At 71.4% G+C, this 19449-nt stretch carries 16 protein-coding genes, 1 tRNA gene and 1 pseudogene; 3 read left to right on the forward strand and 15 right to left on the reverse strand.

The window, feature by feature from the left end:
- Positions 1 to 232 precede the first annotated feature (232 nt).
- A complete protein-coding gene (locus tag IF04_RS37040) occupies positions 233 to 1738 on the forward strand; it encodes a glycosyltransferase 87 family protein (RefSeq protein WP_030249576.1) in 1506 nt (501 codons plus the stop codon).
- Here IF04_RS37040 and phsA read toward each other — a convergent pair.
- The 10 genes and pseudogenes from phsA to IF04_RS39000 form a co-directional block, all read right to left on the reverse strand.
- A pseudogene (phsA, locus tag IF04_RS0101465) lies at positions 1704 to 3437 on the reverse strand (O-aminophenol oxidase PhsA); the annotation flags it as partial. The gene IF04_RS37040 and the pseudogene phsA overlap by 35 nt on opposite strands.
- Before the next feature lie 315 nt (positions 3438 to 3752).
- The gene (locus IF04_RS0101470) at positions 3753 to 3986 is read right to left on the reverse strand and encodes a hypothetical protein (RefSeq protein ID WP_030249581.1); all 234 of its coding nucleotides are present in this window, start codon (positions 3984 to 3986) and stop codon (positions 3753 to 3755) included.
- A 3-nt stretch (positions 3987 to 3989) separates the two neighbouring features.
- Positions 3990 to 4148 carry a hypothetical protein gene (locus tag IF04_RS38050; protein ID WP_106975511.1) on the reverse strand — a complete coding sequence of 53 codons (159 nt, stop codon included), beginning with the start codon at positions 4146 to 4148 and terminating at the stop codon, positions 3990 to 3992.
- A 257-nt stretch (positions 4149 to 4405) separates the two neighbouring features.
- Positions 4406 to 4478: transfer RNA gene (locus IF04_RS0101480), tRNA-Ala, on the reverse strand.
- A 144-nt stretch (positions 4479 to 4622) separates the two neighbouring features.
- Positions 4623 to 5276: a histidine phosphatase family protein gene (locus tag IF04_RS0101485; RefSeq protein WP_030250497.1), complete on the reverse strand. Its 654-nt coding sequence runs from the start codon at positions 5274 to 5276 to the stop codon at positions 4623 to 4625.
- Positions 5273 to 5707 carry a ribosome silencing factor gene (gene rsfS, locus IF04_RS0101490; RefSeq protein ID WP_030249584.1) on the reverse strand — a complete coding sequence of 145 codons (435 nt, stop codon included), beginning with the start codon at positions 5705 to 5707 and terminating at the stop codon, positions 5273 to 5275. The genes IF04_RS0101485 and rsfS overlap by 4 nt, the downstream gene beginning before the upstream one ends.
- A gap of 251 nt (positions 5708 to 5958) precedes the next feature.
- Positions 5959 to 7746 carry an LCP family protein gene (locus IF04_RS0101495; protein WP_030249587.1) on the reverse strand — a complete coding sequence of 596 codons (1788 nt, stop codon included), beginning with the start codon at positions 7744 to 7746 and terminating at the stop codon, positions 5959 to 5961.
- A 38-nt stretch (positions 7747 to 7784) separates the two neighbouring features.
- Positions 7785 to 8429 (reverse strand): nicotinate-nucleotide adenylyltransferase, encoded by a 645-nt coding sequence (nadD, locus tag IF04_RS0101500; RefSeq protein WP_051830560.1) that lies wholly within the window; start codon positions 8427 to 8429, stop codon positions 7785 to 7787.
- Positions 8430 to 8481: 52 nt separating this feature from the next.
- Positions 8482 to 8643, reverse strand: coding sequence for a hypothetical protein (locus IF04_RS38995; protein WP_030249591.1), 162 nt, complete (start codon positions 8641 to 8643; stop codon positions 8482 to 8484).
- 210 nt (positions 8644 to 8853) lie between these two features.
- Complete coding sequence (locus tag IF04_RS39000; protein WP_169746103.1) at positions 8854 to 9003, reverse strand: hypothetical protein; 150 nt, start codon at positions 9001 to 9003, stop codon at positions 8854 to 8856.
- Positions 9004 to 9226: 223 nt separating this feature from the next.
- On the opposite strand from IF04_RS39000, the gene IF04_RS0101515 reads away from it, so the two are divergent.
- Positions 9227 to 10345, forward strand: a complete 1119-nt coding sequence (locus tag IF04_RS0101515) for a M48 family metallopeptidase (protein WP_030249593.1) — start codon at positions 9227 to 9229, stop codon at positions 10343 to 10345.
- A gap of 48 nt (positions 10346 to 10393) precedes the next feature.
- Here the strand turns inward: IF04_RS0101515 and IF04_RS0101520 are convergent, their stop codons facing one another.
- The 5 genes from IF04_RS0101520 to proB all read right to left on the reverse strand — a co-directional run bounded on the left by IF04_RS0101520 (position 10394) and on the right by proB (position 16612).
- The gene (locus IF04_RS0101520) at positions 10394 to 11644 is read right to left on the reverse strand and encodes an SCO2583 family membrane protein (RefSeq protein ID WP_030249596.1); all 1251 of its coding nucleotides are present in this window, start codon (positions 11642 to 11644) and stop codon (positions 10394 to 10396) included.
- 138 nt (positions 11645 to 11782) lie between these two features.
- Positions 11783 to 12499, reverse strand: a complete 717-nt coding sequence (locus tag IF04_RS0101525) for an SCO2584 family spore wall biosynthesis protein (protein ID WP_030249599.1) — start codon at positions 12497 to 12499, stop codon at positions 11783 to 11785.
- Between the two features lie 259 nt (positions 12500 to 12758).
- Positions 12759 to 14045: a glutamate-5-semialdehyde dehydrogenase gene (locus tag IF04_RS0101530; RefSeq protein ID WP_030249601.1), complete on the reverse strand. Its 1287-nt coding sequence runs from the start codon at positions 14043 to 14045 to the stop codon at positions 12759 to 12761.
- A 436-nt stretch (positions 14046 to 14481) separates the two neighbouring features.
- A complete protein-coding gene (locus IF04_RS0101535) occupies positions 14482 to 15027 on the reverse strand; it encodes a hypothetical protein (RefSeq protein WP_030249604.1) in 546 nt (181 codons plus the stop codon).
- 421 nt (positions 15028 to 15448) lie between these two features.
- Positions 15449 to 16612, reverse strand: a complete 1164-nt coding sequence (gene proB / locus IF04_RS0101540) for a glutamate 5-kinase (protein ID WP_425428346.1) — start codon at positions 16610 to 16612, stop codon at positions 15449 to 15451.
- Between the two features lie 570 nt (positions 16613 to 17182).
- Here proB and IF04_RS0101545 point away from each other — a divergent pair.
- Complete coding sequence (locus IF04_RS0101545) at positions 17183 to 19366, forward strand: hypothetical protein (protein ID WP_245654238.1); 2184 nt, start codon at positions 17183 to 17185, stop codon at positions 19364 to 19366.
- Positions 19367 to 19449: the final 83 nt, after the last annotated feature.

The raw sequence follows: 19449 nt of genomic DNA on the forward strand, positions 1-19449 counted from the left end.
GTCGTCTCCGGAAGTTTTCCTCGGGGGTTTCCCTCGCGGCGACATCGACTACATTACACGGCTGCCCCGGGCTTCTGCCAAATCGCTTTCCCGATGCCCACCGGCGGCAGCCCGCCGGAGACCTCCGAGGCGCCTGAGCAGCAGCCGCGACGCACCCGGCACCGCCCCCGGCGAGGCAGTCGGCAGCGGTACTGTCGACAATCCGTGCTCGAAGGAAACCGGGGGCCTGGACGTGACCGCGCTGAAGCTCGACCAGCCCGTCGGACGCCGCGGCCCGTTCTCCCGTGCGGGCCTCCACCGCCGCGTCCTGGCGGCCGCGCTGGCCTGTGTGCTGTCCTTCACGACCTTCTGGATCGCCCAGCGACTGGCCGGCGTCACCATGCTCGACCTCATGGTCTACCGCGCCGAGGGCTGGACCGCCCGCACCGGCGGCGACCTCTACGACATGCTGGCCACCTCCGCGCGGCTGCCCAACACCTACCCGCCCTTCGCCTCCCTGCTGTTCCTGCCGCTGACCTTCCTCGGCGTACCGGAGATGCGGACGCTCGCCACACTCGGCAACCTGCTGCTCCTGGTCGCCGTGGTGCACCTCACCCTGCGCCTGACCGGCCTGCCGTCGCTCGCGCGCGGGAAGCGCGCCCCGCGGGCGCAGCAGGCCACCGCGACGCTCGCCCTCTCCGCGCTACTGGTCTGGTGCGAGCCCGTGTGGACCACGCTGCGCTACGGGCAGATCAACCTCCTCCTCGCCGTCCTCGTGCTCTGGGACGTCACCCGCCGCGACACCAACCGCTGGGCCGGCATCGGCATCGGCATCGCCGCCGGAATCAAGCTCACGCCCGCCCTCTTCGCCGTGTGGCTCGCGCTGGCCGGGCTGCTGCGCGCCCGCCGGCTGTACCAGCCCGGGCAGGGACTGCGCGGCACCTGGAACCCCTGGCTGCGCCAGGCGTGCGCGGCGGTCCTGTCCTTCCTCGGCACCGTCCTCCTCTCCGCCCTGGTCCTGCCTCGTGACTCGGCCCGCTTCTGGACCGAGATCGTCTTCGCCTCCGACCGGCCGGGCGACGTGGAAATCACTGCCAACCAGTCGCTGCGCGGCGTCCTCGCCCGGCTGCTGCACACCCCCGACACCGGACTGTGGTGGCCCGCCGCCGCGGCCGTGGCGGCGCTCGCGGGGCTGGCCCTCGCCACCACCGCCCTGCTCCGCGGCGAGCGCGCCTGGGCGGCCGTGGCCTGCGCCACCACCGCACTGCTGGTCAGCCCGATCTCCTGGTCGCACCACTGGGTGTGGGCCGTACCGATGCTGATCCTGCTCGGCACCGAAGCGGTGCGCCGCGGCGGCCTGGCCACCCGGACGGGCCGCCGGCTGTGGGCCGCCACCGGAGCCCTCGGACTGCTCTTCGCCTCCTTCGCTCTGTGGTGGGTGCCACACCGCCCGCACAGCCACGCGGAACTGCACCAGAACGGCGGTCAGATGCTGCTCTCGGGCGTCTACCCGATCGCCGGTGTCGCGCTCCTGCTGCTGGCCGCCGCCCACCTGCGCCGGACCGGCGCGCCCGGTGTCAGTGAGCCGGGTGGCAATGAGTCCGGTGTCAGTGCTCCCCGTGGTCGTGACCACCGCCCGGATGGCCGTGACCACCACCGGGCTGATGGTGATGGAACGCCAGCACCTCCGGAGGCATCACCACGAACGGACGCATCATCCCCATGTCTTCGTGTTCCAGCAGATGGCAGTGGTACATGAAGCGGCCCTTGGCGCCGTGGAACCGGCCGATCACGTTCACCATCTGCCCCGGCGGCACCTGTATGACGTCCTTCCAGCCCTGATCACCGGGGGCTATCGGCAGCCGGCCACCGTACTCCAGCGGACTGCGGGTGCCCCCGAGCGCGTTGTCGTACGGACTGTCCGGCACCGCCGGGTACCGGTCGCGGCTGAGCACCTGGAAGTCGATCAGGTGGATGTGCATCGGATGCATCCCGGCGCCGCCGAGGTTCAGGAAGCTCCACTGCTCCCAGTCGTCGTGCCGGACCATGAAGCCGAGGGCGTCGTCGAACATCCGGGCGCCGCGCTGGTACGTACGCGTCGTGCCGTCGGCCCCCTTGACCTGGAGGATCCCCTCGGACGGGATGGTGACGTCCGCCGGGTCGACCTCGTGCAGCTCCCACATCTCCGGGTGGCCGTTGCCGATCGGGCCCGGCGGGGTGAGCGCTATGAGGCGGTGCTCGTGCTTCGGCGCGGTGTCATGGGTGATCCGCTCGAACGTCGACGAGATCACCGCGGGCAGTACGAAGGAATCGGCCACCTTCTTCGAACCGACCCGGAACTGCATCACCTGCGGATACGCCACGCCCCCCGCGGCGTTCACCAGCCGCAGCCGCCGCCCGCGCAGCCGGCCGAAGTCGATCAGCAGATCCATCCGCTCGGCCGCGGCCACCGACAGGGTCCCGTCGACGGGCAACGGCCGCGGCAGCAGGCCACCGTCCGACCCGATCTGATGCACCGCGCCGGTGACGGGGCGGCCCGTCTCCTCGTCCACCAGCTGCAGGGCGTACGTCCGGGCGTTGGAGGCGTTGAGCAAGCGGAAGCGGTACCACCTGGCATCGACGTCCAAGTGGGGCCAGATCGTGCCGTTCACGAGCGTGTAGGGGCCCGAGAACGGGATGGTGAGGTTCTTGCCGTCGTTGTCCTTGCCGACTATCAGGGTCTTGTGGAGCAGCCGGCCGGTCAGCCGGCCTTCGGCGTCCGTGTCGAGATTGCGGTCCTGGATGATGAGCGGGATCTCCCGCCCGCCCGAGGGGAGCCGGAGCGCGTCCTCCTCGTCGTCCCGCACCAGATACATGCCGGCCAGGCCCGAGAAGACGTTCCACCGGGTGATGTCCATGGCGTGGTCGTGGTACCACCACGTCGTCGCACGGTGGTCGTTGGGATACTCCGAGAGCTGCGCGTCACCGGGCGATACCGCGTTCTCCGACCAGCCGTCGTTGCCGCCGCCGGTCACCGCGCCGTGCAGGTGGGTGACCAGCCAGGGCGGGAGGGCGGCCACGCCGGCAATGGGCTCGGCGCCGCCGCGGCCCGGTTCGTTCAGCGGCGCGGGCACCTCGGGCGTCGCCACCACTTCCACGGCGGTCACCGGGAAGGCACCCGTGATGCGGTTCGTCCAGGACACCCGGAGGCGCCGGCCGCGGCGCACCTCGATGGTCGGGCCCGGGAAGTGCCCTTCGTACGCCCAGACTTTGGTGGGCGGCAGCTCGGAATGCAGCCGCACCCAGCTGGTCTTCTGCTCGATGGTGATGCCGCGCAGGGCTTCCGCGCGGCCCGGTTTGATGACAGGCGGCACGCGCAACGCGTCGACGAACGGCGTGAGTCCGGCCGCCGTGGCCTGTCCGTCCCGCTCCGCGATGGTCTCGATCCGCGGTGCGTCCCCCACAACTGTGTCTGTCACTTGCGACCCCCGTCGCTTCCCCCGTGCCGTCGACCGTTTCGCGGCGGCAACTCTGAGTCCTACAACGCCTCACGGTACGACCGGAGTTCCATCCCTCTCGTGAATTTTACGGCCAATCATCCGCAGTCCGCACATAGAGGAGCGGACCGGTCCGGTCCGGGGCGTCAGAACTGAAAGTAGCTCAGGAAGCGGAAAATGCGCCGAGGTTGTGGAGAAACGGTTATTCAGGGATCGACTGCCGTTCTCGGGCGCGGTTGTGCGCCCTCACAGCGCGGGGTGACGGCCCCTCAACGGCCCGGCAAACAGGGCCGGTTCTCAGGCGGTGGCGAAGGAGTAGAAACGCTTCAGCGTGCAGTGTTCGTCGAGCAGGCGGCCGTAGATGGGCTCGCCGTCCAGCTCACGGTAGGTCTCGATGGGGTCGCCTTTTATGATCAGCGCCCGGGCGCATTCCTCGCACCAGTACTGGAATTCGGGGTTCAGCGGCTCCATGTCGCGCACGACGGGCGTACCGCTGCCGCACCAGTCGCACTTCCGGCTGTGTGCCCCCATCAGTCAGCTCCAGCTGTGGCCGCAGGCCGTGCAGACGAACGAGACGCCGCCGTTGTCACCCAGCATCTGCGCCACGTGAGGCGAGCCGCAGGAAGGGCATTGCAGTGCGGAGGCGGCGACGCCGAGCAGGTCGCGGACCTCCTCGATGATGCTCGTGGGCATCGCGTTCTCTCCTCCCCTGCCGGCGCCGTCCGATTCTGCCACGGACCACCGACCAGGTCAGGCCCGCAGCCCTACGCGCACGGACGGGCTGCCCGCTACCGCCGCGCAGCCGAGCACGAGGCGTTGCGCGGGCGCTCACCCCGGCGCGCACAGCGACGCACGCGCCCCGAAAGCCCCGAAACAGCAGTGATCCCGCCTCCTGGTGAGGCGGAGAACATTCTCTCCGTCTCCGCCAGAGGGCGGGATCATCCGGGTTGTGGAGCTAAGGAGAATTGAACTCCTGACCTCCTGCATGCCATGCAGGCGCTCTACCAACTGAGCTATAGCCCCGGGTCTTGTTCCGCTCCTCCGGGTTTCCCCCGGCGGCGCCGCGAACAAGAAGAACTTTAGCCTGCGACCTGCCCAGATGTGAAATCCGGGTCCGGCCGGCCGCCGGACGGCCCCCGGAGAGCCGTCGCGGACCGGCCCGCGGCGTCAGTCGTCGTCGCCCAGCACCGGCTCGGGCAGCGTGCCGGCGTTGTGCTCCAGCAGGCGCCAGCCACGGGCGCCCTCCCCCAGGACGGACCAGCAGCAGTTCGACAGGCCGCCCAGGCCCTCCCAGTGGTGCGGCTCCAGGCCCAGCAGCCGCCCGATCGTCGTACGGATCGTGCCGCCGTGGCTGACCACGACCAGGGTGCCGCCGTCGGGCAGCTTGTCGGCGGCCAGCTGCACGACCGGCGCCGCGCGGTCCGCGACCTCGGTCTCCAGCTCACCACCACCGCGGCGCACCGGCTCGCCGCGCTTCCAGGCGGCGTACTGCTCGGCGTACTGCGCCACGATCTCCTCGTGGGTCAGGCCCTGCCAGGCACCCGCGTACGTCTCGCGCAGCGCCTCGTCGTGCGTCACGTCCAGGCGTGTGACGGCCGACAGCTCGGCGGCCGTCCGCGCCGCCCGCTGCAGGTCCGAAGCGATGATCGCGTCCGGCTGCAGGGCGGCGAGCAGCCGCGCGGCGCGGCGGGCCTGCTCGACGCCCGCCTCGGTCAGCTCGATGTCCGTGGTGCCCTGGAAGCGGCGCTCCAGATTCCAGGCGGTCTGGCCGTGCCGCCACAGGACGATCCTGCGGCCACGGCCCCCCTTCGTGCCGTTCAGTGCAGCTCTCCGTCCTGCTCGGCGGCGGTTTCCTCGGCGTGCGCGGCCGCCTTGCCGCGGGTCGCCTTGGCGTCCTCGGGCAGCTCCATCTCGGGGCAGTCCTTCCAGAGGCGCTCCAGAGCGTAGAAGACGCGCTCCTCGCTGTGCTGGACGTGGACGACGATGTCGACGTAGTCCAGGAGCACCCAGCGGGCCTCGCGGTCGCCTTCGCGGCGCACCGGCTTGGCGCCCAGTTCCTTGCTCAGCCGCTCTTCGATCTCGTCGACGATCGACTTGACCTGGCGGTCGTTGGGCGCCGACGCCAGCAGGAAGGCGTCGGTGATCGAGAGGACGTCGCTGACGTCGTACGCGATGATGTCGTGCGCGAGCTTGTCGGCGGCCGCCTGCGCGGCGGCGTTGATGAGCTCGGTGGAGCGGTCCGTGGCGGTCACAAGCCAAACTTCCGGGTCGGTGGCGGCGCTGCCCGGCCCGCCCGCGGGAAGCCCCGCCGGCCGCGGCCGAGTCAGCGGTCAAGTACCCCTCAAGGGTCTCACGGACCGCTGACACCCCGGCGGGCTTGTGGACAAGGGGGTATCCGGGCTGGTCAGGGAGGGTGACGGGCCGGCGGCGGAGGCGGCGCGACGCGAGCGGCGGGCGGAGCCTTGGCCAAAGCTCCGCCCGCCGCTCGCACCCCAAGGGCCGGTCACCCCTTGTAGTCGTGCCCCAGCATCACCGTGATGTCCGCGTTCGAGGCGACCTTGCCCTTCCGCACGGCGCTCGACGGCAGGCCCAGCGTCTTCGCGACCTCCGCGGCGCGCGCCCGGTGGGCCGCGTCCCCGTACGTCACCTGCGACGCCGACAGCGAGCCCGCGGCGGTGCCGCCGTCCACGAACGAGTATCCGCCGTTGACCAGCGCGGCCTGTGCCTGTCCGACCGCCTTCTGGCTGCCCGAGGCGTTGCGGACACTGACCCGCGCGGTCGCGCTCGGGTCGGTCTTCTTGACCTTGCCGCCCAGGACGTCCTTGACCACCTCGGAGGCGGTCTGCGCGCTGAGCGTGCCGTCCTGCTGCACGGGCAGCACCGTCGTACGGTACGCACCGGTCTTGGCGAGCTCCGCGCGCTCCGCGAGCGAGCTGCCCAGCTGGCCCTCGGTGAGCGGCGGGTCCAGGACCTGGAACAGAGACTTCACCGTCGCGGTCGCGCCGCCCGCGTCACTGGACACGCGCTTCAGGGTGGCCTGCATCACCTGCCCGAAGCGCGCCAGCTGCTTGGTCTGCAGCTCGCCCGGACCCCGGTAGGTGGCGTACGCGACGGCCGCCTGGCCGTTCAGTACGCGCCCCTTACCCGCCTTGACCAGCGGGCCGTCGCCCTTCTTGGCGCCCGGCACGGTGGTGTCGGCGTCGACGGTGATGCCGCCGACCGTCTCGACGAGGTTCTCCAGGTACGGCGTGTCCAGCCGCCAGCTCGCCTTGATGTCGGCGCCGAGGAGCGTATTGAGGGAGTCGCGGGTGGGCTCCGCGCCGGCGTCCTTCACGGACTTGCCCAACGTGGTGGCCTGACCGTCGTCCCCCGTGATGGCGAGGTTGTTGGGGAGGAGGACGGTGGTGCCCTTGTGGGTGGTCTCGTTGTCCACAAGCAGCGCCGTCGAGCTCTCGTCCGTACCGGTCCTGCGGAGGTGCACGAGCAGCACGTCGCGCTTCTGGCCCGCGGCGGCCGCCTCGTCCCCGGAGGCCGCCCCGCCCAGCCCGGGCAGCTTGCCTGCCCACCACAGGTAGCCGACGCCACCCGCGACCAGGAGGACGAGCACCACGATCAGCGCAATGATGCGGCTGCGGCCGCGGCGCTTGGCCTCCTCGCGCCGCTCGGTGCGGCTCTCGGTGAACTTCAGCCAGTCGATGACGTCTTCGGAGTCCTCGTCCTGCTCCTCGATGAACGAGAACTGTTCGGTGCGGTACTCCTCGCCGGAGGGGCGGTCGGCCCCGCCGGCCCGCTCGCCCCCGGCGGCCCTGTCGTCCGCGACCGGCGCCTCGTACGAGGGCGGAGCGGACGCCGGCTCGTACGGAGGCGCAGCCCCGTAAGGCGACGCGGAGGGCTCGGAACCGTACTGGGGCCGCGGCTCCTCATACGGAGGCTGCGGCGGCGCGTACTCCTGCTGCCCGTACTGCGCCTGCTGCGGGATCCACCCCTGCTGCTGGGTCTGCTGCGCAGCCTGGTGCTGCGACGGCCGGCCGTAGGGGTCGTGGCCCGGGGCATAGCCCTGCCCGTACTCCTGGCCGTAGCCCTGTTCGGGTGCCTGGCCGCTGTAGCCCTGGCCGTACCCCTGGGGGTGCTGCGTGCCGTACGGGTCGTACTGCGGCGGCGCTTCCTGGTACACCGGCTGCCCGTAGGCGTCGTAGACGTACCCCGGTCCACCGTGCTGCCCCTGAGCCCCCTCGTAGGGGTCCTGGGCATACGGGTCCCGTGGCGGGTACGGATCCTGTCGGTCGTTCACCGGTGCCCTCTTTCCGTCGGCCCCGTCGGCGGTCGTCGTCAGCGGTCGTCGTCGTGGTCGTGGCGGTGGTGATGCCGGTCGTCCCGGTAGAGGCGGCGCTTGTCGATGTAGCGCACCACACCGTCAGGCACCAGGTACCAGACCGGTTCCCCCTGGGCGACGCGCGACCGGCAGTCGGTCGAGGAGATGGCCAGCGCCGGCACCTCCACCAGGGAGACCCCGCCCTCGGGGAGACCGGGATCGGCCAGTACGTGACCGGGCCTGGTCACCCCGATGAAGTGGGCGAGCGAGAACAGCTCCTCGGCGTCCCGCCAGGTCAGGATCTGGCCCAGCGCGTCGGCGCCGGTGATGAAGAAGAGATCCGCATCCGTGTGCTCGGCGCGCAGATCCCGAAGGGTGTCGATGGTGTACGTCTTGCCGCCGCGGTCGATGTCGATGCGGCTGACGGAGAACTGGGGATTGGACGCGGTCGCGATGACCGTCATCAAATACCGGTCCTCGGCCGGGGACACCGCCTTGTGGCTCTTCTGCCACGGCTGTCCCGTCGGTACGAAGATGACCTCATCGAGGTGGAACTGGCTGGCCACCTCGCTGGCGGCGACCAGGTGACCATGGTGGATCGGGTCGAACGTCCCGCCCATCACTCCGAGCCGCCGCTTCACGGGCCCTGTCTGCTCTCCCATGCGTGCAGACCCTACTGGGCGCCGCGTATCGAGGGGATAGCGGTGCCCCGCCTCAGCGGTCCCGGTTGAAGCGCGTGGTGATCCACAGCAGGAGCAGCAGCACGATCAGGGCGCCGCCGCCCGTCACGTAAGGGCTGAGGCTCTCGTGGTTGCCGCCGTGCTCGCCGCCCTCGGCGAGGGCGACCAGGGACTGTGCGGTGGTGTGCAGGCTCATCGTCGGCAGAACCAATCCGGGCTGATGCGGGCAGGGACTTCGCCCACATCGTAAGCGTGGGCCCGTCCGGAGCTCACCCCGACTCCGCCGGAACGGTCCGTCAGGGGACCTTTCCGGTGGATTCCACCACCGTCCGTGGGGCCGCCGACGGGCCCCGAGGCACGGCCGCGTGCGGGCCCTCAGCGCCCCCAGTACCGCCCGCGCAGCCCCTCAGTCCTGGTCCCCGCCGTAGCCGCGCAGCAGGAACCACGCCATGAAGATCGCGCCGAGCACACCGACGATGATCACGGCGCGCAGGATCCAGCCCGGGCCGTCGGCGTTGGAGGTCTGCAGGGCGAGCAGCATGCTCGGGTCCACCATGAGGGGTCGGCTCCTTTGTGGGGGGTCTGTGCGGCCCGCTACGCATCACGCGCCACGGACCTCGGGCGCGCCCGGCCGCGGCCGGCGCCCCCTGCCGCGAGCGGCTGTCCTTGCGGGCATCTGCGGCGATTCGTTCCTTCGCCAGCGTACGCCGGGCATCCAAAGCACTGTCAGTGGCGTCCTCTACTCTGAATTCACGCAGTCGAATCAGGGGGAGGCTCCAATGACGGATGGCCCGAGCGGCAGCGAGCGCGTACCGAGCAGGGACCGCAGGCGGTTCCCGGGGATCTCTTCCCGGGCGTACGAGCACCCCGCGGACCGGTCCGCTCTGGTTGCCCTGCGCAAGCTGAGCGGGTTCGACACCGTCTTCAAGGCGCTGAGCGGCCTGCTGCCCGAGCGCAGCCTGCGGCTGATGTACCTCTCGGATTCGGTGCGCGTCAGCGACCAGCAGTTCTCGCACCTCAACGACATGCTGCGGGACGCCTGTTACATCCTGGACCTGGAGAAGGTCCCGCCGATGTACGTCAATCAGGACCCGCAGCCCAACGCCATGTGCATCGGCCTGGACGAGCCGGTGATCGTGCTGACCACGGGCCTCGTCGAACTGCTCGACGAGGAGGAGATGCGCGCGGTCGTCGGCCACGAGGTCGGGCACGCGCTCTCCGGACACGCGGTGTACCGGACGATACTGCTGTTCCTGACGAACCTCGCCCTGAAGGTCGCGTGGATCCCGCTGGGCAATATGGCGATCATGGCCATAGTGACCGGACTGCGCGAGTGGTTCCGCAAGTCCGAGCTGTCGGCGGACCGCGCGGGGCTGCTGACCGGCCAGGACCTGCACGCTTCGATGCGCGGCCTCATGAAGCTCGCGGGCGGCAACCACCTCCACGAGATGAACGTCGACGCGTTCCTCGCCCAGGCGGACGAGTACGAGCGCGGCGGTGACCTGCGCGACTCCGTCCTGAAGATCCTGAACGTGCTGCCGCGCAGCCACCCGTTCACGACCGTGCGCGCCGCCGAGCTCAAGAAGTGGGCCGCCTCGCGCGACTACCAGCGCATCATGGACGGTCACTACCCGCGCCGCGACGAGGACAAGGACACCTCCGTCTCCGACTCCTTCAAGGATTCCGCGACCCACTACGCCGACTCGGTGCGCAACAGCAAGGACCCGCTGATGGGCCTCGTGCGCGACATCGCGGGCGGCGCCGGTGACCTGGGCGGCAAGCTCCGCGACACGGTGTTCGGCAGCGGCCGCGCCGGCGGCGCGGGCCGGCAGGACCCGGGACAGTCGGACTCCGAGCGCCCGGGCTCCGACGGCCCGGACTCGTCGCCGGGCCGGTGACCAGGCAGGGGGTCTGCCTCCCGCCTGCCCCCGCTCGCGATGTCCGGCCTAAGGCAGCGGGCTCGGCTCCGCCGACGGGGCCATGACGCCACAGAGCGAGGCGTTCGTACTGCCGTGGGCGTACGGGTCGGTGCCCTGCGGGCGGCCGTTACCGGCCCGCTCGCCCGCCAGCAGCGGCCGCAGCGCGCTCTCCGGCCCGGAGCTGCACGACATCGGACCCGCCTGGAGATAGCTCGACTGCACCTCCAGGCGGCGGTCGCGCAGGTCGTCCCGGTCGAAGCGGAAGTGCAGTTCACGACGCACGGTGAACAGTGACGCACCGTCGGCACGCTGCTGCGCCGCCGACTGCGCCTTGCCACCGGTCCCAGAGGCCGCACTGGCTGACGCACTGACTGCCGTACTGACTGACGTACCGACAGCTCCGGCCGTGCTGCCGGTCGCGCTCCCCGCCGGCCTCTCGGCTGCGGCCGGAGCGGTGTTCCCGGAGCCGCCCGCAGCGGGCCTGCCGTCGGGCGGCCGCATCGCGTACACGAAGGTGTAGTCCGCGGTGACCTCCAGGGCGTTACCGGCTGCGGCCGACTCCACCGCCAGAGTGCCGTCGACCCGTACGCGCGGATCGGCGAGCCGGGCCTGCGAGGGGTCGAAGCGGACGAGCCAGCCGGTCGCGGCATGCCGCCCGTTGTCGGACGGCCGCCGCAGGCTCCGGTCGAACTGGTCGAGCTGCGAGGTGTCCAGCAGCAGCCGCACGCCCCGCGCGGGCCCGCCGGACAGCGTGTCCGGATCCAGCGAGGAACGCACGACGTACTCCTTCGCCGTGGTCAGGGCGGTCATGACCTGGCTGTCGGAGAACTCGCCGGTGCGCCGCACGACGGGGAGGTTGACGCCCGCCGCGCCGATCCGGAAACCGGCCGCCGGACTGCGGTCGAAGAGGTCACCCGGGCGCCCGCCGGGCACCGTGCCCACCGGGGCGAGCGGAATGACCGTACTGCGCAACGGCGGCGCGGGGGTGGGCTCAGGCGCACGGTACGGATGGCGAACACCCATGTAGATCGCGGTACCGAAGGCCAGCGCGATCAGGAGGACCAGGATCAGCGCCTGGCGTGACCCGCCGAAACGGGACCAGGCATGCCGACTGCGCACCGCGCGTGCGTGGTCCCCCATGCGCTCCTGGGCGGAGAACTCCTGCAAACGCGCAGCGCGTACAAACGATTCGTCGAACACGACGGATCGGTATTCGTCCTCCCCTCCACCCGGGGCGCCCTCGGGGGTCCCTTCGGGAGGGTCACCTGGCCCGGTCATACAACAAGAGTAGGTCGGCGGCGGCCGAGGTAAACGCCCAGGTGTGCGCCAACTTCCCCATGCAGGTCAGGCACGGCGCACAGATGGCTCAAGCGGGCGCGGACCGCTCCGGCGCGCGCGGGTGGATCAGCCGATGGATCACGGCGTGCGCGGCACGGCGGGCGCCGAGGGCGGGCCGGAGTCGGCGGACGCCGAGGGCGGTACGACGGGAGGCGCCGGGTTGCCGCGCTCGGCACTCGAGGCGGGCGCCTGCCCGATGTGCGCGGTGGGCGGCCTGCCGTCGACGCCCGTCGTGGCGGGCGGCGGGGCCGGGCTCTGAGTACGGCCCGAAGCGCCTCGGTAGACGGCCGTGAAGGCCAGCACGACCATGCCGATGCCCATGAGGACGGCGAGCACCCAGGCGATGGGCCGGTGCCAGCGGGCCGCGCCGCGGTACGGGCGCAGAGCGCCGCCGTACGGTCCGTACGGCCCGTAGGCCGAGATGTCCGAGACATCGTCCGGGTAATGGCCGTTCGGCGCTTCTGCGGGCCCTCCAGGCCCTTCTCGGCCGTCCCTGCCCTGTCGGCCCTGTCGGCCGCCGTCGAAGTCCCCGTCCCGGTCCGTGGCCGGCAGCGAGTGGCCGCGCCCGGCTTCCGACTCGGCGCGGGCCTGCGCGGCGGCGACCATCCGCTCCACGGCGGTCGGCTCATGAACGAGAGCGGACCGGACGAATTCCTCGTCGAAGACCACGGCGGCGAACTCGTCACCCTCGCCCTCGTAGGGCGAGCGCGCGTCCGCCTCTCCGCGGTTCCCGTTGTGGTGCTCGTCGGGCTCGCCGCCGTCCGGGAACGGCCCGGCCCCCACGTCGTCCGGCACGTGTCCAGATTAGCCGGAAGCGGCCAATCTGGGCAGTGTGAAAGGGAATTCGGCCACAGGGGCTGAGGATGGCTCAAGTGGCGCTGCCCGCCCCGCCCCCAAGGGCCGCGCCACGAGGCTCACTTCGCCGGCCCGTACGCACCCTTCGCCCGTACACGCCCTTCGCCAGCCCCGTACGCGCCCTTCACCGGCCCCGTAGGTGGCCGCAGTCCCGTACGTGTCCGTCCGATCCCGCCGTCAGTCCCGTACGTGTCCGTCGTCAGTCCCGTACGTGTCCGTCGCCCGTGACGATGTACTTCGTGGAGGTCAGCTCCGGCAGGCCCATCGGGCCGCGCGCGTGCAGCTTCTGAGTGGAGATGCCGATCTCGGCACCGAAACCGAACTGGCTGCCGTCCGTGAAGCGGGTCGAGGCGTTGACCGCGACCGTGGTGGAGTCCACCAGCTGGGTGAAGCGACGGGCGGCGCCCTGCGAGGTGGTCACGATGGCCTCCGTGTGACCGGAGGACCAGCGGCGGATGTGCGCGACAGCGGCGTCCAGGTCGGGCACCACGGCGGCGGCGATGTCGTACGAGAGGTACTCCGTCGCCCAGTCCTCGTCCGTGGCGGGCGCGACCATCCCGGGCCCGGCCTTCTGCCAGGTCTCGTCGCCGTGCACCATCACGCCTGCCTCCGTGAGGGCGGCCAGCGCGCGCGGCAGGAAGGTGTCCGCGATGCCGGCGTGCACGAGGACGGTCTCGGCGGCGTTGCACACACTCGGGCGCTGCGCCTTGGAGTTGATGAGGATCTTGAGCGCCGTCTCGATGTCGGCGTCCTTGTCGACGTACACGTGGCAGTTGCCGGTGCCGGTCTCGATGACCGGGACGGTGGACTCCTCCACGACCGTACGGATGAGCGAGGCGCCGCCGCGCGGGATCAGCACGTCGACCAGGCCGCGGGCGCGCATGAGCTCCTTCACGGAGTCCCGGCTCTCGCCCGGCACCAGCTGGACGGCGTCGGCGGGCAGCCCGGCCTCCGCCACAGCGTCGCGCAGGACGGCGACCAGCGCGGTGTTCGAGGCGTACGCGGAGGACGAGCCGCGCAGCAGGACGGCGTTACCCGACTTCAGGCAGAGCGCGGCGGCGTCGACCGTGACGTTCGGGCGGGCCTCGTAGATGATCCCGACGACGCCGAGCGGGACCCGGACCTGGCGCAGGTCCAGGCCGTTGGGCAGGGTCGAGCCGCGGACGACCTCGCCGACCGGGTCGGGCAGCGCCACGACGTGCCGCACGTCGGCGGCGATGGCGGCGATCCGCTCGGGGGTGAGGGTGAGCCGGTCCACGATGGCGTCGCTCGTACCAGCCGCGCGCGCCTTGGCGGTGTCCTCGGCGTTGGCGGCGACGATCTCGTCGGTCCTGGCCACCAGCGCGTCGGCGACGGCCAGCAGCGCGCCGTCCCGGGCCGTGCGCGGCAGCGGGGCGAGCGTGGCGGCCGCCTCCCTGGCGCGACGGGCGGTGTCGAGGACGGGCGAGTTCTGGGCGGTCTGCGTGGCGTCGGATGCGCTGGTCATGGCCCGCAGCCTAGCTGGGCCGGGCTCGGCGCCCGGCCCGCATTTCACAGTGCGGGACGCGGTGGGGGCGGGGGTGGACACCCGGCGGTGGGGCGGTCGCACATTCACCGGCGCGCGGGCACCGCCGGCGCGGGGCCCCGGGTCAGCTGCACACGGGCCCGCCATACGGGCGGCCGTCGCCGGCGCCGTCGCCGCGGGGGGCGCGGGGGGGGCGAGGGCTGGAGTGGCCGCGGGAGGTGTCACTCGCGCCGCCCTGAACCCCGGATCTCGTCGGGAATCCTCGGATCTTGTCGGGAATCCCCGGATCTCGTCGGGGCCGGTTCGCCGCCGCCTCCTTCTTCCTTCTTCGGCAACGATTACTGAGAGTGGTTCGTTTCTCGTTTTTGTTGCCTGATGTGATGAGTTTCGGGAGGGGAGGCGGGGCGAATAGGGGCGGTCAGTAGGGGTGGACGCCTACTGGGGAGGCGGGGGGTGGGCCGTAGCCCTCGGCGATGCGTTGGTGGTAGGTCTCGCGGTCGATGACTTCCAGGCCGACGATCTCCCAGGGGGGCAGCTTCGCCGAGGAGCGGTGTTCGCCCCACAGGCGCAGGGCCACCGCCGCCGCGTCGTGCAGGTCCCTGGCCTCCTCCCAGTAACGGATCTCCGCATGATCGTTGGCGTACCTGCTGGTCAGCAGAAAGGGGTGGTCGTGGGCCAGCTGTTCCAGGGCCCGCCGGACCTCCTTCAGCGGCGCCTCCTTGCCGGAGACGCTGAGGGTCACGTGCCAGAGCCGGGACACCTCCCGCTCGCGCGGGAGCGGTGCCTCTTTGAGCCGCCCGCCCGGCTGCGCACCTTCGCCCGGCTGTGGCCGGCCGCCCGGTTGTGCCCGTTCGTCGTGGTCCGTTCCGGCGGTCTCCTCACCGGTCTGGATGCTGGTCCCCACGCTGGTCAGCGTCCGCTCCGCCGTCCCTCGGGGCAGCGCCCCTCGGCGCCCTCGTCTCACCGGCGGCCTCCTGTTATGCGTATCGCTCCGCTCGCGCGTGGCGGAGCCGATCGGTGCTGTCTCACATCGGCGTAGCGCGCTCGTACTGCGCCGGGAGCGCCGCTCCCCTACAGCGCCCCTGCAACAAAGTTGACCAGCCCGCGGGCCTTCGCGGGGGCGTTTTCGAGAAGGTCTCCGTTGAAAGGCTGGTCTTTCGGCCGTGCTGCCGGATGCCGCACGGATGCCGTATGGGCCCCGTACAGATCCTGTACGGATCTCGTACAGATCCGGCACGGGCGCCGTACGGATCCCATGTGGGCCCCCACCGGCCCTCGCGGCGAGTTCCCCTGGACCGCCGCGCCAAGCCCCCAGCACCTCACGTCGAGCGCCTTCTCATCGGCCAGCGGCCCGCCACGACCACAGGCCCTCGCCTCGAGCGCCTTCAGCGGCCCGTCACGACCACCAAGTCGTCCCGGTGGACCACCTCGCGCTCGTACGCCGGGCCCAGTTCGCGGGCGAGGTCGCGGGTGGAGCGGCCGATCAGGTGGGGGATTTCGCGGGCGTCGAAGTTGACGAGGCCGCGGGCGATGGGGGTGCCGGCGGTGTTGCGGAGTTCGACCGGTTCGCCGGCGCTGAAGCTGCCCTCGACGGCGGCGATGCCGGCCGGGAGGAGGGAGGAGTGCCGTTCGACGATGGCTTCGACAGCGCCGTCGTCGAGGATGAGCGCGCCGCGCGGGGTGGAGGCGTGCGCGAGCCAGAGGAGCCGGTCGGCGGAGCGGCGTCCGGTGCGGAGGAAGTGGGTGCCGGTGGGGCCGCCGGCGAGGGCTTCGGAGGCGTGTACGGCGGAGGTGAGGACGACCGGGACGCCGGCGGCCGCGGCGATGCGGGCGGCCTCGACCTTGGTGACCATGCCGCCGGTGCCGACGCCGGCCTTGCCCGCGCTGCCGATGGAGATGCCTTCGAGGTCGGCGGGCCCGCTGACCTCCGCTATGCGCGAGGTCCCGGGCAGGGACGGGTCGCCGTCGTACAGGCCGTCCACGTCCGACAGCAGTACCAGCAGGTCGGCGCGGACCAGGTGGGCGACGAGGGCCGCCAGCCGGTCGTTGTCGCCGAAGCGGATCTCGTCGGTGGCGACCGTGTCGTTCTCGTTGACGATCGGTACGGCGCCCATGGCGAGGAGTTGGTCGAGGGTGCGGTAGGCGTTGCGGTAGTGGGTGCGGCGGCTGGTGTCGTCGGAGGTGAGGAGGACCTGGCCGACGCGGCGGCCGTAGCGCGCGAAGGAGGCGGTGTAGCGGGCGACGAGGAGGCCCTGGCCGACGCTGGCGGCCGCCTGCTGGCGGGCCAGGTCGCGGGGGCGCTTCTCCAGGCCGAGGGGGGCGAGGCCGGCGGCGATGGCGCCGGAGGAGACCAGGACGATCTCCTTGTCCTGGTGCTTGGCGAGGACGTCGACGAGGGCGTCCACGCGGTCGGCGTCCAGTCCGCCGGCCGCGGTGGTGAGCGAGGACGAGCCGACCTTCACGACAATCCGGCGGGCGTCGGTGACGTCCTTCCGGGCGTCCGACACGTTCGGCCGGGGGCCCGTGCCGCCCTGCCGCGCATTCGTCACCTGCGTCACGTTCGTCACGTCCGGGCGGGCGTCCGCCCCGTCCCGTCGCCCGTCTGCCGCCTGCCCTGCGCTTGTCACCATTACCCCTGTACTCGCTGCTCGCCCGTGCGCGCCCTTGGTCGCCGTACTGGCCGTGCCCGTCGCCGTATGGCCCAGTGGATGCTGCCGTACGGCCTACGGACAGTGATGCCGTACGGCGTACTGACATGAACGCCCGTACGGGGGAAATCTACGGCAGACGGAGCATCGGGCGCCTGTGCATATCGTCTGCCGGACAGGTGGGGCGTACGACTGTGGTCCCTGTGATCATGGTTATGGGCAACCTACGCAAGACGGAAAAGGGCTGCATTTGGTTCCGAGCGAATCGTCCTGGTTCGTGGTGATGCGAGCCACAGCAGATTGTCACCGGGGCAGCCAAAGTCATACGGTCGGTTGTCGACCTGTCCCTTCCTGCCGCCCGGACGGCCCGCAGGGAGTGTTCAGGGAGTGTCGCCCGGGTCACACCTGCCCCGGGCCCCGGCCGCCCCACCGGCCCCCCACCTGACCGACTTGCCGCCAGGAGCCCCGCCCGTGCCTTCAGCCGGATTCGCCAACCGACGAGCTCTCAAGCTCGTGGCCCTGCTCGCGATGCTCATCGCGTTCGTGGCCCAGCTCGTCGGTGCCCTGCTGCCCGTGGTCCCGTTGTTCATCGCCGCGTCCGTGGTGAACCTCGGCCTCGACCTCTATCTGCAGCACAAGCAGCCCGGGCTGCTCTCCCTGCTGGGAAAGATCCGGCTGGACATCACCGTCCGCCAGCTCATCCGCGACATGCTGATCCTGGTCGGACTGCTGCACATCCCCGGCATCAACCCGCTCAAGGAGCAGGCCCCCCTCACGATCGGCCTGCTCGTCTTCTATGTGGCGCACTTCGCGTGCCAGGCGGCGGCCGTACTGGTCCGCCGCACCCGTACGCTGCCGTTCCTCACCCGGAACATCGACTCCTCCGCGCTGCGCCTGACCAAGGCCCCGCCGCGTCTCCTGGCCCGCCAGACCGGCCGCCGTCTGCTGCGTTTCTCCGTGCCGACCACGCTCGGCATGATGGCCACCGCGATCACCCGGGACGCCCTGTGGGGCGGCATCGGCCTGGCCGTCTCCCTGGTCCTCGCCATCGGCGGCACGGTGTACCTCGCGACGTGGCTGCTCCCCAAGAAGCGCGCGGTCAACAGCGAGCGGGCCCTGGAGTGGCTGGACGAGTGGCTGCAGGAGTACCGGCCGACCGTCGGCATGTACTTCTCCGGCGGCACGACCTCCGCGTACCAGGCCAACATGTGGCTGAGCACGCTCGCCGAGCTGGACGGCAAGCCGATCATCGTGCTGCGTGAGCGCTTCATGGTGCAGAAGATCGACGCGACGGACATCCCGATCGTCTGCATCCCCAAGGTCGCGAACCTGATGCGGCTGGAGCACTCGGCGCTGAAGGTGCTGCTGCACCCCGCGAACTCCGGCAAGACCTCGCAGATCCTGCGCATCCCCTCCATCAAGCACGCGTTCATCAACCACGGCGAGAGCGACAAGCTCTCCTCCTGCAACCCGTACGCCAAGGCGTACGACGAGGTGTGGGTGGCCGGTCCGGCGGCGCGCGACCGTTACCAGCTCGCCGACATCGGCGTGGAGGACAAGGACGTCGTCGAGGTGGGCCGCCCGCAGCTGTCGCCCATCAAGGCGTACGAGGGCGCGCCCAAGGGCGAGTACACGACCGTGCTGTACGCGCCGACGTGGGAGGGCTGGGACGGCAACCCCGGCAACACGTCCGTGATCCTGGCCGGCGAGAACATCGTGCGCGAGCTGCTCGCCGACCCGAAGGTGCGGCTGCTGTACAAGCCGCACCCGATGACCGGTTCGGTCGACCCGGCGGCGGGTGCCGCCAACAGCCGTATCCAGGCGATGATCGCCGAGGCGAACGCGCAGCGTGACGGGGTCCGTCCGGGCCCGGAGGCCGCTGCCGAGCTGGAGGCCCGCCTCGCCGATCTGTCCGCGCTGACCACCTCGGGCTTCCGCCGCAGCGCGGACGAGCTGGAGCGGATGCTGGTCCAGGGCGCGCCTGAGGAGGGCCGTGCCGCGGCCGTGGCGGCCGCGACCGACGCCTGGGTCGAGGCGTACTGGGCGTCGTTCCCGGAGTGGGAGCACCGCATCATCACGTCCTCCCGCCCGGCGATCTTCGCCTGCTTCAACCAGGCGGACGTCCTCATCAGCGATGTCTCCAGCGTGGTCTCGGACTACCTGAGCAGCGAGAAGCCGTACGCGGTCGCGAACACCTCCGGGATGACCGAGGAGGAGTTCCGTACGAACTTCCCGACGGTGCGCGCCGCGACGATTCTCACGCCCGAGGCGGACGGCGTCGCCGGGCTGCTGGAGACGGTGCGGAACCCGGAGCGGGACACGCTCGTTCAGGCCCGTAAGGAGCTGAAGGAGCACCTGCTCGGCCCGTCGGACCCGCCGTCGCTGGCCCGCTTCAACGCGGCCGCGCTTGCGCTGCACGCCGCGGCCGAGGAGCGGCAGATCCGGATGGAGGCCCGTCTGGCGGGCGTCCCGGGCCAGCGCGACGAGGGCACGGAGGCGCACGAGGCCGTGGAGGCGGCCGAGGAGATGGAGCTGGACCCGTCGGAGTCGACGGACCCGGCCGAGCCGTCCACGGAGCCGGCGGAGGCCGCCGAGGCCGCGGACGCGGCGGAGGCCGGCGAGCAGCCCGGCTCGGGGGCGCGCGCGGCGGTCTGACGCCGCCGGAAGCACGACACGGGAAGGCCCCGCGAGGTGATCCTCGCGGGGCCTTCCCGTTGCCGGATGCGGGGCCTTCCCGT

Origin of the sequence: Streptomyces violens, assembly GCF_000717745.1 — a bacterium.
Classification (GTDB): domain Bacteria; phylum Actinomycetota; class Actinomycetes; order Streptomycetales; family Streptomycetaceae; genus Streptomyces; species Streptomyces violens.

Excerpts from the sequence above, each read along its gene's own strand:
- IF04_RS0101515 (WP_030249593.1), top strand. The coding sequence starts at position 9,227 with ATGACGGATGGCCCGAGCGGCAGCGAGCGCGTACCGAGCAGGGACCGC.
- IF04_RS0101520 (WP_030249596.1), bottom strand. The coding sequence starts at position 11,644 with ATGACCGGGCCAGGTGACCCTCCCGAAGGGACCCCCGAGGGCGCCCCG.
- IF04_RS39000 (WP_169746103.1), bottom strand. The coding sequence starts at position 9,003 with ATGGTGGACCCGAGCATGCTGCTCGCCCTGCAGACCTCCAACGCCGAC.
- IF04_RS38050 (WP_106975511.1), bottom strand. The coding sequence starts at position 4,148 with ATGCCCACGAGCATCATCGAGGAGGTCCGCGACCTGCTCGGCGTCGCC.
- nadD (WP_051830560.1), bottom strand. The coding sequence starts at position 8,429 with ATGGGAGAGCAGACAGGGCCCGTGAAGCGGCGGCTCGGAGTGATGGGC.
- IF04_RS0101530 (WP_030249601.1), bottom strand. The coding sequence starts at position 14,045 with ATGACCAGCGCATCCGACGCCACGCAGACCGCCCAGAACTCGCCCGTC.
- IF04_RS0101470 (WP_030249581.1), bottom strand. The coding sequence starts at position 3,986 with ATGGGGGCACACAGCCGGAAGTGCGACTGGTGCGGCAGCGGTACGCCC.
- IF04_RS38995 (WP_030249591.1), bottom strand. The coding sequence starts at position 8,643 with ATGAGCCTGCACACCACCGCACAGTCCCTGGTCGCCCTCGCCGAGGGC.